Source organism: Oscillospiraceae bacterium (assembly GCA_035380125.1).
In the GTDB taxonomy this organism is placed as follows: Bacteria; Bacillota; Clostridia; order Oscillospirales; family JAKOTC01; genus DAOPZJ01.
The window spans coordinates 1,840-18,392 of record DAOSWV010000003.1 but is presented as its reverse complement, the minus strand read 5'-3'; the positions used below and the strand labels follow the sequence as shown (position 1 = coordinate 18,392).

Below are 16,553 nucleotides of genomic sequence, written 5' to 3'. Positions count from 1 at the left end.
AAACGCCGATTGACTTCATCGTTTGCCACTGATATAATGACTGCGAAGCAACAGAGAAGAAAGGAAGGCCATCCTTCATGGCGAAGCTCTATTTCAAATACGGTGCAATGGGCAGTTCCAAATCCGCACAGGCGCTGATTACAAAGTTTAATTACGAGGAACGCGGCATGTCGGTCTGGCTGATGAAACCCGCGGTGGATACCCGCGACGGTGACGATCTTGTCTGCTCACGCGTTGGACTTGAAGCCAAAGCTGAAGTTGTACCGGCTTATTTTGATCTTCTCAAGGCTTTCTTAGCCCGAAAACCCGGTGAGACCTCGGTGATTATCATTGACGAGGCACAGTTTTTGACGTCCGAACAGGTCGATCAGCTCCGCTTAATCGTGGATGACTATGATGTACCTGTTATCTGTTTCGGGCTTCGCACCGACTTTTTAACGCATATGTTCCCCGGCAGCAAGCGGCTGATGGAAGTTGCCGAATCGATCACCGAAATCAAAACCATCTGCGCCTGCGGAGCTAAAGCGATTGTCAACGCACGTTTGGACGCCGCCGGCAACGTTATCACCAGCGGCGAACAGGTCTTTTTGGGCGGCAACGAAAGCTATGTCGCCATGTGCCACCGCTGCTGGCGCAATAAAATCAAGAGCCAGCAAGAGCAGGAATAAATTTTTATCTTGCACCCTTATCGTAGGGGATGCCCTCGGCTTTCGGGGCTTGTGAACTGCGTGAGCTGAAAACCAACACGACCAGCGTCGCAATATACGGAATCATTTTATAGACATATCCGGTAATATTGAGGCTCATCAAAAACGGAATCGAGGAATAAGCTGCCGAAACGGTCTTCATCAAACCGAAGAATAATGCCGCGCCTGCGATTTTCCACGGATTCCACTGACCGAAGATCAAGACGGCCAATGCAAGGAAGCCGTAGCCCGAAACCGTGGCATTGAAATTGGTGGAAGTCGGAATGATAAAAATCAGGCCGCCCATTCCGGCTAACGCGCCCGAAATCATCACGCCGGCATACCGGATGCCGTAGACCGAGATGCCCACCGCATCGGCCGCCTGCGGATGTTCGCCGCAGGAGCGCAGCCGCAGTCCGAACCGGGTCTTATACAGGACAACGGCGGCAATGATCAGAATTGCAAATCCGATATAGGTTGTAATATAGGTGTTTTGAAACAGCAGATTGCCGATGACGGGGATATCTCCGAGCACCGGCACTTTTTCTACCCGAAAGGTGTTGGTGAAGTTGATCTGCTGGACGTGGGAGGGCTGAATCAAACGGGCCGTATAGATGGCGAACGCCGGCGCAAGCAGATTTAACGCCGTACCGCTGATGGTCTGATCAGCCTTCATATTGACCGAAGCATAGGCGTGCAGGAGCGAATAGATCATCCCGCTGACCGCCGAAACCAGCAGTGCCAGTAGCAAGAGTCCCTGCCCCGACATCGTATCCTGCATCCTGTTAATAAACAGAATTCCCGAGAAACCGCCCATGATCATGATGCCCTCGAGCGCGATGTTGATGACGCCGCTGCGCTCCGAATACATGCCGCCGAGTGCGACAATCATCAGAGGGATCATAAAGAACATGGTCTGCTGGAACAAAAAATACACCGTGTTCATACGTTGCCGCCTCCTTTCGAATCACCCTCCGGTGGTGACTTCAAAGTCTCCTTTTTCACGCTTTCTTCTTCGTCCTGTTTGTTGAGCTTACGCATTCTGCGGTCGACAAAGAAGTTGCGGATCATCAGCGAGAAAGCGGCGCAGTAGATGATGATTGCCGTAATGATGCTGATAATTTCGGGTACAAATCCGACCAATTGCATTTTTGAGCCGCCGACGGTGATATAGGCGATAAAAAGACCGGCGAACAGCGCCCCGATGGGATTGGACATCCCGAGCAAGGCCACCGAAATACCGTCAAATCCCTGCGGCGCCATCGTATCAACAACCGTGATATAAATGCCCGTTCCCGACAGATAAAGCAGCCCGCCGCCGATTCCGGCGAGCGCACCGGAGAAGACCATGGCGAGAATGATACTCTTTTTCTCATTGATGCCGGCGTATCTGGCGGCGCTGCGGTTGATGCCGCAGGCCTTGAGTTCATAACCGAAAGTGGTTTTGTTCAAAATGATCGCCATAATAATCGCAACGATAATTGCCACGATGATGCCGCCGCCGACCATCGATTCCGGAAAGAGCTTATCCAGTCCCATCTTCGGGATGTTGGCGGTCTCGGCAACCGGAAGCGAACGGTTGGTATATTGGTGGAATACGGTTTCCTTGACAAGCATATTGACCGTGTACATGCCGATGTAATTGAGCATGATGCACGAAATTACTTCATTGACATTGAAGAACGCCTTTAAAACACCGGGTAAAATCGCCCAAACCGCACCGAATACCATAGCGGCCAACAGTGCGACGAACCACTGTATCTGTCCCAATGAAGACAGTTTCACACCGACCAGAACCGCTCCGTAAGCGCCCATGATGAATTGCCCGGAAGCGCCGATATTGAACAAGCTTGTCTTAAACGCGAACGCGACCGAGAGGCCGGTCATGATGATCGGCGTGGCATAATACAGGACGTTGCCGAAGTCCTTGCCCGAGGACAGGCCGCCGGTCAGAATCATCTTAAATCCGGCCCAGGCCTGCTGGGGATCGCTGATGAGCATAATGAAGAATCCGAAAATCAAGCCAACTGCGATTGCGATGATTGAAGAGATCGCGCCGGCCGCCTTGGAGATGTCGGGGGCTGCAAGCGTTTTGATGATGCTTCTCTGCTCTTTCATTTCTTCCCCACCCCTTTCGCGCCTGCCATATAGAGGCCGAGTTCGTTTTCGGTGACCTGCTCGGGTTTCACGTCAGCGACGATCTGCCCGTCGAACATAACCAGAATCCGGTCAGCCAGATTCATAACCTCCGAAAGTTCAAACGAGACCACCAAAACCGCTTTATTGTTGTCACGCGCCCGCACGATCTGGCGGTGCATATATTCAATTGCGCCAACGTCGAGGCCGCGTGTGGGCTGGACCGCCAGCAGCAATTCGGGATCTCGCGCGATCTCGCGTGCGGCGATGGCTTTCTGCTGGTTGCCGCCGGACATGCTGCGCGCCTTGGTCGAAATGCCCGCACCGGTACGGATGTCAAACTGCTGGACCAACGTCTTGGCGTAAGCGTTTATTTCACGTTTTTTCAAAAAGCCCGCGGTCGAAAAGCGGGGTTCAAAATATTGCTGGAGCACGAGATTCTCAGCCAGCGTGTAATCGAGCACCAAGCCGTATTTGTGCCGGTCCTCGGGAATATGCGACATGCCGTGGGTGTTGCGGTACCGGATACTGCGGCGGGTGATATCCTCACCCTTAAATAAAATTTTACCGCCGTCGGGACTCATCAATCCGGTCAGCGCATAAATCAACTCACTCTGACCGTTGCCGTCGACGCCGGCGATACACACAATTTCGCCCGCTTGTACCTCAAAATTGATATTTTTCAGTTTTTCCTTGGTGCTGCCGCGGGTCTTCATGGTCAATCCCTCAACCTGCAGCACACAGCATTCGGGCTTTTTCGGGTCCTTATGGACGACGAGGTCGACCTTGCGGCCCACCATCATCTCTGATAATTGCTCGACCGTAACGTCTTTCACGTTGACGGTCCCGATGTATTTCCCCAACCGCAATACCGTGCAGCGGTCGGCGACGGCTTTGATCTCCTCGAGCTTATGGGTGATAAACAAAATCGATTTTCCCTCTTTGATCAGCTCACGCATAATCTGCATCAGCTCGGTGATCTCCTGCGGCGTTAAAACCGCGGTTGGCTCGTCAAAAATTAAAATTTCGTTGTCACGGTAAAGCATCTTTAAAATTTCAACGCGCTGCTGCATCCCGACTGTAATGTCGGAGATCAACGCGTCGGGTTCGACTTTGAGGCCGTAACGCTCTGAAAGCGCGATGACTTTTTTACGGGCCTGCTCCATTTTGAGAAAGCCCAATTTGGTGGTCTCATCTCCGAGGATGATATTTTGTAAAACCGTAAAGTTATGGACGAGTTTAAAGTGCTGATGCACCATGCCGATGCCGAGATCGTTGGCAGCCTTAGGTCCGGTGATTTTCACCTTTTCACCACGCAGGAAGATCTCGCCCTCCTCCGGTTCATACATCCCGAAGAGTACGCTCATCAGAGTCGATTTCCCCGCGCCGTTCTCCCCGAGCAGTGCATGAATCTCGCCCTTTTTCACCTGCAGTGTCACATTGTCGTTTGCCCGGATGCCGGGAAACTCTTTGGTGATGCCCCGCATTTCGATGATATAATCCATCTCAGCCATTCCCTTTCAATCGGAAATCCCCATCCTCCGAAGTTTTTCCTGTTTAAGGAGAGGCGGAAAGGCGTTTTAATCAAACGCCTTTCCGCCTGCCGGTTTAACGCATTTTGCGTAACGAGCACATGCGTTTGTGTACGGATAGAGTTTTTAGTTTAGTCTGTGATCTCAGTGACAACAACGTACTTCAGACCCAGATCAGCGATCGCGATATCGGAAGCGCTGTTGACAACATAAGTACCGTCGACGACCTTGTTGAAGCAAGCGGTATAATCGGCTGCTTTGAAGGTGAGGAACTTGTTGTGATCCATCGCCAGGCCTACGCCGTTGCGGGTGGCATTGAGGGTCCAGGTTGTGCCGCCCTCGAAGGTGCCGGCATAATAGGACTCAAGGGCCTGATACACGGATACGCCCAGTTCCTTCAACGCGGAAGTGATGATGGTCGCGGACTCGTTGTACTGGTCGACGTCGACACCGATGACCCATTTATCGGTCTGTGCCTCAGCTGCGGCCATGACGGAGTTACCGACAGAACCGCCGCAGGCGAAGATGACCTGTGTGCCGGCGGAATACCAACCGGCTGCACGCGTCTGATTTTCGGGGGTCGCGGCGAAATCACCGGAGTAGTTGTATTTCACATGGATGGAGCCCTCAGCAAGGCCCATTTCCTTTGCGGCCTGTTCGGCACCCTGCAGGAAGCCGTAGCCGTAACGGATAACGGCCGGAACGGAGACGCCGCCCTGGAAGCCCATTTCGGTGAAACCGTCTTTAACTGCCGCATAACCGGCGAAGAAACCCGCCTGCTCCTCGGCAAAAAGGATGCACAGAACGTTGCTCTCGGTCTTATAGGTGCCGTAATCCTCGGTGTGGGGCTGTCCGTCAACCAGAACGAATTTGACGTCCGGATATTTGGTCTGTGCCTCATAAATCGGAACCTCGAACAAGAAGCCCGGGGTCACGATAACCTTGGCGCCGCCCTGAACGGCCAGATCAATAGCATCAAGATAAGCAGCGTTGCTGCCCTCTTTGGGCTGGTAATACTTATGGGTAATGTTGTGCTCTTCGGCATATTGGACAAGGCCTTCCCAAGTACCCTGGTTAAAGGATTTGTCGTCGATTGTGCCGAGATCGGTGATCATTGCAAGATCATATGTCTCCGTGGGCTCAGTGGCTTCGGACGAAACCGGAGCGGAAGACTCGACCGGAGCGGAAGACTCGACCGGAGCGGAAGATTCAGCCGGAACGGAAGATTCAGCCGGAACGGAAGATTCAGCCGGAACGGAAGATTCGGCCGGAACGGAAGACTCAGCCGGAACGGAAGATTCCACCGACGACGTCGTCGAAGGTGTGGATGTTTTGCTTGAGCAGCCGACAAAGGCCGCCAGCGTCACCATCATCACGACGGCAAGCAAGACAGAAAGCGCTTTTCTCATAAAAACCCTCCTAAACATCTATTCAACTTACGCTTAAAAGCGTGATTTCATTATATACCACCCTGTCGAAAAAAGCAATACAGCATTTAATAATCCCCTCGTAAAGCGATTGTTCGAATTTTACCATGAAAATCGCCCGAATTTCTCCATGGCATTTTTCGGATTGACACAACGAAGCCGGAGCGATATAATGAATGAAACCGAAACAGCATCGAAAGGCGGTAAAAAACAGATGAAAAAACGAGTGCTGGCGATTATGCTTGCAATCCTGATGGCGTTGACGCTGATCGGCGGTATTTCGGCCTATCTGTTCCGCTGAAACAGCGGGGTGAACTGATATGGACTGTGCGAATAAAAAACTACTTTTAATCGTCAATCCGACCGCGGGCCGCATGCGTGTGGTTCGATATATCGGTAAAATCAAAAAGATCCTCTCCGACGGCGGATACTCCGTCTCGGTACATATGACCTCGGCGCGCGCCGAGGCCACCCGTCTGCTCGCGGCATCGGCGGGTGACTATGACGTCATCGGCTGCTGCGGCGGCGACGGCACGCTCAACGAAGTCATCAGCGGCGTGCTGCTGTCGGGCAAGGACGTCCCGATCGGCTATATCCCCAGCGGTACGACCAATGATTTAGCAAAATCGCTGGGCCTTTCAACCTCTATCATCAAAGCGACGCTCAACCTCCTGACAGGAGAGCCCTACTTCGAGGACATCGGCAAATTCCAAGACCGCTATTTCACTTATGTGGCCTCATTCGGCGCATTCACAAGAGTCTCGTACGAGACCCCGCAAAAAGACAAAAACCTCTTCGGTCACGCCGCCTATCTGATGGGCGGCCTGTGCAGCATCGGAGACATCAAACCGTTCCGGGTCAAAGTCACCTGTGACGGGAATGTCAGCGAGGGTGACTTCATCTTCGGCGCGGTGACCAACTCGACTTCGGTCGGCGGTGTGATGCGGCTCTCCGACGATCAGGTCAACCTGCGCGACGGTAAATTCGAGGTCATGTTGATACGAAACCCCGAAAACGCCGCACAGATCGGTCAATTGATCGACGAGACGGTCAACCGGCATTACGACGGAAAACTGATTGCCCTGCACCACGCCTCCGAAATTCGTTTCGAGTCGCAAACTCCATTGGCCTGGACGCTCGACGGCGAAAGCGGCGGCGAATACACCGACTGCAAGGCTGTCAATCTGCACCACGCCGTCCGGCTGATTCTGCCGCGTTAAGCGGCGGCGAGTCGCCGCTCACAATACGCGCATTAAAATCTGCGTCTGTTTCGCTTCATAACCGCGTTGCCAACCTCGGTGTTATTTCGAATTTTCCCTGTTTCCGCTCTGATTTCCGACTTTCAATATGCATATCAGACGCTTTCTCTCAATATACTTTGACAGTATCGGAGAGGGAGCGTTTTCATATGATGGTATGGTCTTTCAAACTAAACAAGAAGATCCTCGCCTTTGCGTTGATTTTGATCGCGGCGATCATTGTGGTGGTTTTAATCGCAACCGGCGGCAGGGTCGAAGGTCCCGAGCAGACCTCCTCGCGCAGCAATGCCGTGACGACCAAAGCCGATCTGGTCGAATTTATCAAACAGTTCGGCTGGGAGATTGACGAGACATCCGAGGAGACAATTGCGATCTACATTCCGAAAAATTTCGACACGGTGCTCGAGCGGTATAATACGATTCAGAAAAATCAAGGTTACGACCTGACCAAATACCGCGGCGAAAAAGCCACCCGCTACACCTATGTCATCACCAACTACCCGGGCATCGACGACAAAGTGGTCATCAACGTGATTGTGCATGACGGTGAGGTCATCGGCGGCGACGTCTGCTGCAAGGCGCTAGGCGGCTTTATGCACGGTTTCTCGCCCGAACGCACCGAGGCGTCAACCTTAGCAGAGGTCTCGATGCCGGTCAATATCGAGAGTGAGATTGTCGAACCGACCGTTGTTCCCGAAGAAGTCATCGGCCCAAGTAATTAGCGGGTGAGAACCCGCTGTCAAACGCGGATTAGAATCATCTTGCCTTAAGGTGATCATCTTGCCTTAAGGTGATCATCTTGTTGGGTCGTCACGAATTTACGCAAAAGAACCGCTGCGGCGGTTCTTTTGCGCTTTCATTGTTGCATAATTCTATATGAAGTGATAAAATAATTTCAAGACAGACGGCCGTCCTACGCGGCCGAAAAAACAAGGAGAAACCTATCATGGAGAAAAAAATTATTGCATGCAGTTTAGCGCCCAAAGCGCTCGGTCCCTATTGTCAGGCGGTCGAAACCGGCGGTTTCGTCTTCTGTTCCGGCATGGTCGGCGTCAATCCCGAGACCAACACCGCACCCGAGGGCGTTGAAGCGCAGGCCCGCCAGATCATGGAAAACATCAAAGGGTTACTCTCTTCTCAGGGACTGACGCTCGACAACATCGTCAAAACCACGATCTTCTTAAAAAACATGGATGATTTCGGCAAAGTCAACGAGATCTACGGCTCTTATTTTACCGGTAACCCGCCGGCGCGTTCCTGCGTTGAGGTCTCGCGGCTGCCCAAGGACTTTTTAATCGAGATCGAGAGCATCGTCAAACGCTGATGCACAAATTTACCCAAAAAACAATAACGCTGCTCGCCGCTTTTATGATGACGGCGGGCGCGTTTGGCTGTTCCAAAAGCGAAAACACTTCATCTTCACCCGGTCAAATCACACTCGGTCAACTCTCGTCTGCCTCATCTTCTTCGGCAGTGTCTTCCGTCGTCTCCGTGAGTTCTGCAGAAACATCTTCATCTGCGTTCTCCACAGCGCCCTCCATGCCGCCTTCTTCGGCTGCCGCTTCACAAGAACCGCAGGAAGTGACCCTCGATGAGTTCATCGAGACCTTTATCGGCATCGCCGAAGAACAGCCGCAGTATCCGGTCCAAGACGGCAAGACAATTTACGGGGAGTTGTTTAATAATCCATATGCTCAGTGGTGCACCGAGTTTGTAATGTACTGCCTCAAACAGGCCGACAATCAACTCGGCACTGAATTTATCGGAACCATCTATCCTTGGCGCGATTCAGCCTATGCCACCGGACTTTGGTTTAAACGAGAAAATCGCTATTTCGACGCCCACGGCAGCTTTATTCCGTCGCGCGGTGATCTGATCATCTTTGACAGCGTATACGCCGGCTATCCCAATCACATCGGCATTGTGACCGGTACTGTGGTCGAGGGCGGCATCACCTATATCACCACCATCGAGGGCAACATTCCTGAAGACGAAATCAGTCAGGTTCGCCGCCGTAAAATTGCAGTGACAGACCCGATTATTATGGGGTATTGCAGCGCAGCGGTTACGACTGAATATACCGGCCCTCTTGACCAATATTGATCTCGGTCAAACCGCACTCCTCGCGGTTGCCACGCTTGCAGACCGCCAGCCGATACCCTTCCGGCTGATTGAACAGATAAAATCCGAAAGCGCCCCGGGCATCCCCGGCCAATGAAATTTCATCTCCGATAACGATTGAAAACGCCGACATCGGCGTGGTCATGCCGGTCCCGAGCGCCTTTACATAACTCTCTTTCAACACCCACAAATCGTAAAAATTCATCGGATGTTTTGCCAGCCAATCGTATTCCGGTTTTGAGAAAAACCGCTTTGCCACGGCAATTTTGGGCGGTTCGAGTTTTTCAATGTCAATACCCGCCTCTTCATCCGACAACACCAGTGCGGCGTAATCCGCGGAATGCGAGAGATTAAAATACAACCCGCCCTGCGCCAAATACGGTTTCCCGTTTTGGTTTTCGGTCATCTGCGGCGGCAGCGGAATCCCTGGGTATTGCTCGGAAAGCACTCTGCACAACAGCAGCCGTGCGCCCATCGACTGACGAATCGCCTTTTTATTGTGCATTCCGGTCAGCTTTTCCCCGCACAACCGGATGTTCTTCGGGTCTTCTATATCAATGTTGGAAATTTTTGCGTAATATGCCTGTAACATTTTCTCCCCCCTCATACTCATTTTAACATGAGACCGAACTCTGTTCAAGCAAAAAACGGCGAATGCCGCTTCACAAGTTATATGGTTTCGGCAAAAGCCGGATTCATCACACAAACCGTTTCGGACACAGGGAAAGGATGGTCACAATGAAAAAGGCATTGATATTGCTGCTGGCGCTGCTGGTTTTAACAGGCGGCTGCGCGGCACGGGCGGAAGAATCAATCATGCCCGAAAATGATAATTACAGTTACAGTTATGACAAAGCCGGCGGCATGACAACAACGGAACAGGCCGCTTCCAGCACCGACGCACTTGAAATGACGGCGGGGCGGAAGCTGATCTACACCGTCTCAATCACAATGGAAACGCTGGAATATGAGGAGACCCTTCCGGCGCTTAAAGCACGCTGCACGGCGATAGGCGGTTACATCGAAAATTCCTCGGAGACCGGCATTAACCTCAACTCGACCGGAAGACGCAGGGCTACGCTGACAATGCGTATCCCCGCCGCAAATCTCGACGCTTTCATTGAGGATGTCTCCCTGATGGGCAATGTCATCTCCAATGAAAAAGGCACACAGGACATCACGGACAGCTATTACGACGTCGATGCGCATCTGAAAACCCTACAGCTTCAGGAGGAACGCTATCTGGCGCTGCTGGAAAAAGCCGACTCGATGGAGGACATCATCACCATTGAACAGGCGCTCTCCAACGTACGCTACCAAATCGAGTCCCTGACCGGCACGCTTCAGCGGTATGATTCTCAGGTCGAATATTCGACCGTGACCGTCTATCTGCAGGAAGTCGGGGAGACCACCCAGCCCAATCCCGAGACCTTCTGGCAGCGAATCGGCAACGGGTTTGTCAATTCGATCAAGGCGCTGTGGAAATTCGCCAAATGGTGCGTTGTGGCCCTCGTTACGGCGCTGCCGTTCCTCGTGATTCCGGGCCTCGTTACCTGGCTGGTGCTGTGGCTTGTGCACCGCAAAAAGGTCAGACACGCAAAAATCGATTCAAACAATCACCCTGATACAAAATAAATCATGAGATGCGGGAACCGTTCTTTCGAACGGTTCCCGCATCATTTTAGTTATTAAAAGCATACCTTTGCCAATCGATCCATATCTATTTATATCTGTAACAAGAAAGGATGCTCATCATGGACAACGACGATTATGCGCGCAAGCTCCTGTCCTCGACCCGCGTCTGCGCTTTCTGCGCGGTGGTGGTCATGCTTCTGCTGGTGGGAACGGCGGTCGTGTTGGTACCCCGCGCCCTCACCGCCATTGATAACCTCAATCAAGTCACCGCAAACCTTAACGCGGTCGACTGGAAAGGCCTCGTCGACAACGTGGATAAAGTCGCCGACAGTCTGGAAAAATTCAATCTCGACCAACTCGCACAGATCATCGAAGACCTTCAAAACGCCATCGCTCCGCTGACCTCTCTCTTCGGCGGTTAACATCCGGCATGATGCCGGTTTCAAACGCGTCATAGAATCTGCTGTGCGTTAACTTGATAGCGCGCGCTTCCCACCTATGTGCGTCACTATATTTACAGATATTTTAGTTTTATCTCGTAGCCGCGTTTCCAGCCTCGGTGTTCACCTGTAGTCAAACGGAACGACATGATGCTATCGGGAAACCACCGAATCGGTTTCCCGTGTCTCAAACGCTTCATAGAGGCTGCTGTGCGTAAACTTGATAGCGCGCGCTTCCTACCTCGGTGCTGTTTTCAGTAGTCGCTTCCGGGAGACTCCGCGGGTGAAGAACGCGGCGGGTAGAGCCCGTATGCGGCTAAAGCCGCTTACAAACGCTTCATAGAATCGGTTGTGCGTTAACTTGATAGCACGCGCTTCAGACTTATGTGCGTCACTATATTTACAGAATTTTTAGTTTTATCTCATCGCAGCCGCGCTTTTACCCCTATTCCCCTCTGTGGAGGGAAGGAATTCATAAAAATGAATTTCCTTGAAGAATGTCTTTTACGCGACATTCTTTTTGTGTCCCGCAGGACGGGATGGTCTCAAGTGAGAAGCGAAACCTTCGTCGCTCCGCATGAAACCGTAAAACGAGAAGCCGCGAGGGTTTTCAAAACAAAAAACACCCGCAAAATAGTGGGTGTTTCTTATTGGTGAGCCATCGGAGGCTCGAACTCCGGACCCCAGGCTTAAAAGGCATGTGCTCTACCAACTGAGCTAATGGCTCACGCGAACAGACCGCATTATACCACATTAAAATTTTAATGTCAACCGTTTTGATTTGTTTTATCTGCAGATTATTTTTCGTTCTTTTTTGCGTTGTCGCGGGTGACAGTGCCGTCCAGTTCGTCCAGTAGTTTTTTGCTGCTCACGTTGACTGATCGTTTTTCGGGTTTGACGGTCTCCGCTGAAACGGGAACCAGCAATTTAGGCACAAGCATTGCGCAGACGATTTCTCCGGCTGAAATCAGCAGCGTTAAATACGGAATCACCGTTGCGGTTCTGGTGAAATCCGAAATGCGTTCAAATGCCGCACTGATCCCGAAAATCGCTATAAACAAAAACAGAAAAGCGCCGAGGAAAGTCACACCGCCGGCCAGCAGCGGAATTACAGGTGAAGGCCTTGAAAAAGTGACAATCCACATGATCATTGCGAGCAGCTGCAGACATAACACAATATAAGTTCCGTAAGTGAACCAGTTCGCCAAATCGGTCTCAAGGGAATACATATCGGTCATCTGAGCCAGCGTATAGGATTCACCGATACTGGTTGCCTGCCATTTTAAATAGATGAATATCGTGACGAGAATTGCACAGATAAACAGTGCGGCATACAGCAGCCGACCCAGTTTCGGCCCCGGTAAAGCGGCGGTTCCGATCGAACTTGCTTTAAATTTCGTCTTACAGCCGGGGCAGCTTTGACTGTCGTCCGGAATTTTTCTGCCGCAGTTTGGACACTTCATCTGCTTTCCCTCCGATAAAAAATTGCTGTGTCCATTTTATCAAACCGAGGCCGTGATGTCAATATCACCTCTCTTTTCACACGCCGTCATATATATGATTCATATAAAAGAGGATATCGCTTGCGCAATATCCTCCTTGCAATAACATTCGAATCCTCAACTGCAAAATATATGATCCCCGATAACGACAATTACAGGACGTGAGAGCATCCATTTGTTTGAGGTTTTGGCGGGATTATAATAATAGATTGCACCGCCGCTGGGATCCCAGCCGTTCAAAGCGTCTCTTGCGGCGTTGTAAGCGGCGTCCACAACGGGTTGATTGAATTGGCCGTCGGTGAGCGCGGTAAAGGCCCCGCTCTGATAGATCACTCCGCTGATGGTATTCGGGAAAGACGAGTGTTTGACGCGGTTCAGCACGACGGCGCCGATGGCGACCATGCCCGTATAAGGCTCACTTCGCCCCTCGGCTGAGATGATACGCGCAAGCAGTTTATAGTCGCTGTCGGAATATCCGGCCACCCCGCTTGTGCTGGTCGAGCCGGAGGAAATCCCCAGAGCCCGGAAAGTCGCAACACCGACAATACCATCCTGCGTCAGACCGTTATTACGTTGAAACCAGATGACCGCCGCCTTTGTTTTCGGCCCGAATATCCCATCGATGCTCCCGCTGTAATACCCCCAGTTTTTCAAGCGTGTCTGTACTTCTTTTACCTTAGAACCGGTACTGCCCTGTTTTAAGACAACGGCGCCCGCAGTAAATGCCAGCCCTGTCGCCGTCATGGATATGCACAAAATTAACGCGGTTACAAAAACCGCCAGTCGTTTTGCTTTTGTTCGATACGGCATAATGTTCTCCTTTATAACGCGTAGAATTCGCGGTTTTGTGCTATTTTTTGTCGTTTTTGCGTTTTTTATCCTCTTTTACGGATAAATTCCCAAAAAGAAAGAGAGCGCCTTTCAGCGCTCTCTTTGCCGTATATTTGCCGGATTTAATTATTTCTTGACTTTGCGGGTCTTTTTACCGACCAAGATCACTGCGCCAAGCATCAGTACCGAGAAGGTTGCAATCACGATGGTCGCCATGATATCGTCGTCTCCGCCCATATTGATGACGTCAAGCGGAGCCTCGTTGTCGTTAATGGACACCGTGGGCTTGGAGGAAGTGACTCTGGAACTGGACGGTGTGCTCGACGGAACGCTGCTCGGAACGCTGGAAGGCACCGAGGACGGCGTGCTCGACGGTTCGGACGGAACGCTTGAGGGCACCGAGGAGGTCTCTTTAACCCATCTGCCGACCAAAGTGACGTCGTGATCCGGCATAATGAACTTATGGTAAACAACCGCAACATCGGACGAAGTCCAGCCATAGAAGGCATACCCTATCACGCCGATCGGTGTGGCAACCGTGACCTCTGTGCCGACCTCATAAGAACCGCCTGCCGGAAGCGCCGGCGCATTCGCCGGAATTTCACCCGTATAGATATAGGTGACGTTGAAGACTTTCTTGGTAAAGTAACCGGTGAAGAGGACGTCGCTGTCAGGCATCAGATAATTGCCGCTGCCATCGGGTATAACCTGACCGCTGGTCCAGCCGTGGAACTCGTAGTTGGTCGCCGAGAGCGAACCCGCAACGAGCATCGCGGTGTTGTAATCGACATCCGACGCGCCGAGTGTGGCCAGAACCGAGGTATCGAAGCCCTCCGGAATTTCGCCGGTCAGCTGATAGGTGACGTTATGCTTGTTAATCGTCCAGCTGCCCGTGAAGACCACGTCGTTGGCGGGCATCGAGAAGCTGCCGCTGGTGATATCTCCGCCGGTGAGACCCGATGTGGGTACCCAGCCGTTGAAGGTGTAACCCGTAATGTCTCCGATTGTGGTATCGACGAAGACGGTGTCTTCGAACGGCACGACCTGTGCTCCCGGAACTGCCGGAGCCGTTGTCGGAGCTGAAGAATCATACTGATAGGTCACGTTGTAGGAGTTGCGAACCCAGTTGCCGATGACCTTGTATTCACCGGTTGCGCCGATCGTAAATCCGGTTGTCGGAGTGCCGCCGTAGGTCCAGCCCTCGAAGGTGAAGCCGGTAACGGCTGCCGGGTTGGCGGCGATCGTCACGGAATCGTTGATGTTGTAGTAAGCCGTTGCGGGAAGCGCATCCGCCGTTGTGGGCACGTCGCCGGTGTATTCATAGACCACCCACGCGGGTTTGAGTGTGAACGAGCCGGTAAAGACGACGTTCTTGTCAGGCATCGTATATTCGCCCGAAGCGCCTACTGTAACGTCACCTGTGACCCAACCTGTGAAGTTGTAATTTTCGGCAGAAAGGTTGCCTGCCCGTGTCATTGCGGTACCGTATTCCACACCGGACGCACCGAGTGCAGCGAGCACCGAGGTATCAAAGCCCGTCGGAATCGTGCCGGTCAGCTGATAGGTAACGTCGTGTTGGTTGGCTTTGTAGATGAAGATCAATGTCTTGCCGTCGGCATCAATGGTGATGTTCTGAGACAGCGGCGCCTGTGCCGTATAGCCGGTGATGGCGATGGCATTCTCGGTGTAGGTCTGACCCCACATGCGGTTGCTGACCGTATTGGAGTCAAGCAGCGTACCGGTGGTGCTGTCTTTGCGGTATTCGACATTGTAGCTGTAATTGGTGTTACGGGTATAGAAGAGTTTGATGACCAGCGAACCGTCGCCTTTGATGATGAAGTTGCCGGTATTGGTAGTCGTGGCGGAACTGTCATAGGTGAATCCGGTATAGGTCTTCGCCGAATACGCCGCCGTTGTTCCGGTTGTGCCGGTCGGGTTCTGGGTTTCATCAGGTGTGGCATTATAGGTTCCGCTTAGGGTCTGCTTATAATGCTCGACTTTATATTCGGTATTGCTGTTGGGGGTAAAGCCGCCGCTGAATTCGACATCCTTGGCGGGCATTGTGAAGGTGCCGCCCGTGACGCTCGCGCCGAGTGTGGTCCAGCCGCTGAAGGTATAGCCGGAAGCCGAACCGTCAGGTTCAACCGTCACACTGTCGCCGAAGGAATAACCGAGAGTCAGCGGGAGAGCCGAAGCACCCGGAACGGTGTTGGTATAGCTGTAGCTGACATTATAGCTGTTGCGCAGATAGTAGAGACTGATAACCAGCGAGCCGTCGGCCTTGACGATGAAATCATCGTCGATCGTATTGGTTGAAGTCGTCAGGCTGTTTTCGTAGGTGAATCCGGTATAGGTCTTCGGCGTGTAGGAAGCCACTGTTCCGATGTTGCCGGAAGCACCGATGGTGTCAGCCAGCGTGTAGTTCACGCCGTCAAGATTCTGCGTGTAGTGCTTAACCGTATAACTTGCGGCCGCCGGTGAGAACGAGCCGGTGAAGACGACGTTATTGGCGGGCATTGTGAATGTTCCGCTCGAAACGCCGATCCCTGTCGGTGTCCAGCCGCTGAAGGTGTGCGTATTGGGATAAGTGGCCGTCAGAACCGTTACGTCAGCACCGTAAGACGCACCGATGGTGTAATCCTTAATCGGCGTAACGCCCGCAGGTACGACTCCTGTGTAGGTGTATTTCACCTCGTAGCTGTTGCGCGTATAGTAGACATTGAGCACCAACGAACCGTCGCCCTGAATGGTGAAGTCCGTGTTATCCATAAGGTTGGACTCGGCCTTTTGGAAGGTGAAGCCCGTGAAGGCCTTACCCGTGTCATAAGAACCTGCTGTTCCGGTCGTACCGGTCTTGCCCTCACTGGCGCCCAGCGTGTAGGTTGTACCGTTGAGGTTCTGCAGCCAGTAGTTGACCGTATAATTGACGGTTGCCGGTGTAAAGGAACCGCTGAATGTGACGTCCTCGTTCGGCATTGAGAATG

At 52.3% G+C, this 16,553-nt stretch carries 16 protein-coding genes and 1 tRNA gene; 8 read left to right on the top strand and 9 right to left on the bottom strand.

Annotated features, from left to right (window positions below):
- Positions 1-77 precede the first annotated feature (77 nt).
- On the top strand, positions 78-668 hold the full coding sequence (locus tag PK629_01325) for a thymidine kinase (GenBank protein ID HOP10112.1): 591 nt from the start codon (positions 78-80) through the stop codon (positions 666-668).
- 4 nt (positions 669-672) lie between these two features.
- Here the strand turns inward: PK629_01325 and PK629_01320 are convergent, their stop codons facing one another.
- From PK629_01320 to PK629_01305, 4 genes are all read right to left on the bottom strand, one after another.
- A complete protein-coding gene (locus PK629_01320; protein HOP10111.1) occupies positions 673-1,632 on the bottom strand; it encodes an ABC transporter permease in 960 nt (319 codons plus the stop codon).
- Positions 1,629-2,804: an ABC transporter permease gene (locus PK629_01315; GenBank protein ID HOP10110.1), complete on the bottom strand. Its 1,176-nt coding sequence runs from the start codon at positions 2,802-2,804 to the stop codon at positions 1,629-1,631. The genes PK629_01320 and PK629_01315 overlap by 4 nt, the downstream gene beginning before the upstream one ends.
- Positions 2,801-4,327 carry an ABC transporter ATP-binding protein gene (locus tag PK629_01310; protein HOP10109.1) on the bottom strand — a complete coding sequence of 509 codons (1,527 nt, stop codon included), beginning with the start codon at positions 4,325-4,327 and terminating at the stop codon, positions 2,801-2,803. The genes PK629_01315 and PK629_01310 overlap by 4 nt, the downstream gene beginning before the upstream one ends.
- Positions 4,328-4,485: 158 nt before the next feature.
- On the bottom strand, positions 4,486-5,763 hold the full coding sequence (locus tag PK629_01305; GenBank protein HOP10108.1) for a BMP family ABC transporter substrate-binding protein: 1,278 nt from the start codon (positions 5,761-5,763) through the stop codon (positions 4,486-4,488).
- 190 nt (positions 5,764-5,953) lie between these two features.
- Between PK629_01305 and PK629_01300 the strand changes: the two genes are divergently transcribed.
- From PK629_01300 to PK629_01280, 5 genes are all read left to right on the top strand, one after another.
- Positions 5,954-6,082, top strand: coding sequence for a hypothetical protein (locus PK629_01300; GenBank protein ID HOP10107.1), 129 nt, complete (start codon positions 5,954-5,956; stop codon positions 6,080-6,082).
- 19 nt (positions 6,083-6,101) lie between these two features.
- Positions 6,102-7,001 carry a diacylglycerol kinase family lipid kinase gene (locus tag PK629_01295; GenBank protein HOP10106.1) on the top strand — a complete coding sequence of 300 codons (900 nt, stop codon included), beginning with the start codon at positions 6,102-6,104 and terminating at the stop codon, positions 6,999-7,001.
- A gap of 188 nt (positions 7,002-7,189) precedes the next feature.
- The gene (locus PK629_01290; protein HOP10105.1) at positions 7,190-7,762 is read left to right on the top strand and encodes a DUF4830 domain-containing protein; all 573 of its coding nucleotides are present in this window, start codon (positions 7,190-7,192) and stop codon (positions 7,760-7,762) included.
- Between the two features lie 224 nt (positions 7,763-7,986).
- Positions 7,987-8,364, top strand: a complete 378-nt coding sequence (locus PK629_01285) for a RidA family protein (GenBank protein HOP10104.1) — start codon at positions 7,987-7,989, stop codon at positions 8,362-8,364.
- The gene (locus PK629_01280) at positions 8,364-9,143 is read left to right on the top strand and encodes a CHAP domain-containing protein (protein HOP10103.1); all 780 of its coding nucleotides are present in this window, start codon (positions 8,364-8,366) and stop codon (positions 9,141-9,143) included. The genes PK629_01285 and PK629_01280 overlap by 1 nt, the downstream gene beginning before the upstream one ends.
- Here PK629_01280 and PK629_01275 read toward each other — a convergent pair.
- A complete protein-coding gene (locus PK629_01275) occupies positions 9,106-9,753 on the bottom strand; it encodes a 4'-phosphopantetheinyl transferase superfamily protein (GenBank protein ID HOP10102.1) in 648 nt (215 codons plus the stop codon). The genes PK629_01280 and PK629_01275 overlap by 38 nt on opposite strands.
- 146 nt (positions 9,754-9,899) lie before the next feature.
- Between PK629_01275 and PK629_01270 the strand changes: the two genes are divergently transcribed.
- Together PK629_01270 and PK629_01265 are read left to right on the top strand one after the other, a co-directional pair.
- Positions 9,900-10,796: a DUF4349 domain-containing protein gene (locus tag PK629_01270; GenBank protein HOP10101.1), complete on the top strand. Its 897-nt coding sequence runs from the start codon at positions 9,900-9,902 to the stop codon at positions 10,794-10,796.
- Between the two features lie 119 nt (positions 10,797-10,915).
- The gene (locus PK629_01265) at positions 10,916-11,218 is read left to right on the top strand and encodes a hypothetical protein (GenBank protein HOP10100.1); all 303 of its coding nucleotides are present in this window, start codon (positions 10,916-10,918) and stop codon (positions 11,216-11,218) included.
- 669 nt (positions 11,219-11,887) lie between these two features.
- On the opposite strand, the gene PK629_01260 is transcribed toward PK629_01265, so the two are convergent.
- From PK629_01260 to PK629_01245, 4 genes are all read right to left on the bottom strand, one after another.
- Positions 11,888-11,963 (bottom strand) — tRNA-Lys (locus tag PK629_01260).
- Between the two features lie 70 nt (positions 11,964-12,033).
- Positions 12,034-12,699: a hypothetical protein gene (locus tag PK629_01255; GenBank protein HOP10099.1), complete on the bottom strand. Its 666-nt coding sequence runs from the start codon at positions 12,697-12,699 to the stop codon at positions 12,034-12,036.
- 156 nt (positions 12,700-12,855) lie between these two features.
- A complete protein-coding gene (sleB, locus tag PK629_01250; GenBank protein ID HOP10098.1) occupies positions 12,856-13,548 on the bottom strand; it encodes a spore cortex-lytic enzyme in 693 nt (230 codons plus the stop codon).
- Positions 13,549-13,695: 147 nt separating this feature from the next.
- Positions 13,696-16,553 (bottom strand): hypothetical protein (locus tag PK629_01245; protein HOP10097.1); only part of this gene is annotated, 2,858 nt, incomplete at its 5' end.

Bases quoted from the DNA above. Each gene is read 5' to 3' on its own strand.
- PK629_01325 (HOP10112.1), top strand. From the start codon at position 78: ATGGCGAAGCTCTATTTCAAATACGGTGCAATGGGCAGTTCCAAATCC.
- PK629_01320 (HOP10111.1), bottom strand. From the start codon at position 1,632: ATGAACACGGTGTATTTTTTGTTCCAGCAGACCATGTTCTTTATGATC.
- PK629_01315 (HOP10110.1), bottom strand. From the start codon at position 2,804: ATGAAAGAGCAGAGAAGCATCATCAAAACGCTTGCAGCCCCCGACATC.
- PK629_01310 (HOP10109.1), bottom strand. From the start codon at position 4,327: ATGGATTATATCATCGAAATGCGGGGCATCACCAAAGAGTTTCCCGGC.
- PK629_01305 (HOP10108.1), bottom strand. From the start codon at position 5,763: ATGAGAAAAGCGCTTTCTGTCTTGCTTGCCGTCGTGATGATGGTGACG.
- PK629_01300 (HOP10107.1), top strand. From the start codon at position 5,954: ATGAATGAAACCGAAACAGCATCGAAAGGCGGTAAAAAACAGATGAAA.
- PK629_01295 (HOP10106.1), top strand. From the start codon at position 6,102: ATGGACTGTGCGAATAAAAAACTACTTTTAATCGTCAATCCGACCGCG.
- PK629_01290 (HOP10105.1), top strand. From the start codon at position 7,190: ATGATGGTATGGTCTTTCAAACTAAACAAGAAGATCCTCGCCTTTGCG.
- PK629_01285 (HOP10104.1), top strand. From the start codon at position 7,987: ATGGAGAAAAAAATTATTGCATGCAGTTTAGCGCCCAAAGCGCTCGGT.
- PK629_01280 (HOP10103.1), top strand. From the start codon at position 8,364: ATGCACAAATTTACCCAAAAAACAATAACGCTGCTCGCCGCTTTTATG.
- PK629_01275 (HOP10102.1), bottom strand. From the start codon at position 9,753: ATGTTACAGGCATATTACGCAAAAATTTCCAACATTGATATAGAAGAC.
- PK629_01270 (HOP10101.1), top strand. From the start codon at position 9,900: ATGAAAAAGGCATTGATATTGCTGCTGGCGCTGCTGGTTTTAACAGGC.
- PK629_01265 (HOP10100.1), top strand. From the start codon at position 10,916: ATGGACAACGACGATTATGCGCGCAAGCTCCTGTCCTCGACCCGCGTC.
- PK629_01255 (HOP10099.1), bottom strand. From the start codon at position 12,699: ATGAAGTGTCCAAACTGCGGCAGAAAAATTCCGGACGACAGTCAAAGC.
- sleB (HOP10098.1), bottom strand. From the start codon at position 13,548: ATGCCGTATCGAACAAAAGCAAAACGACTGGCGGTTTTTGTAACCGCG.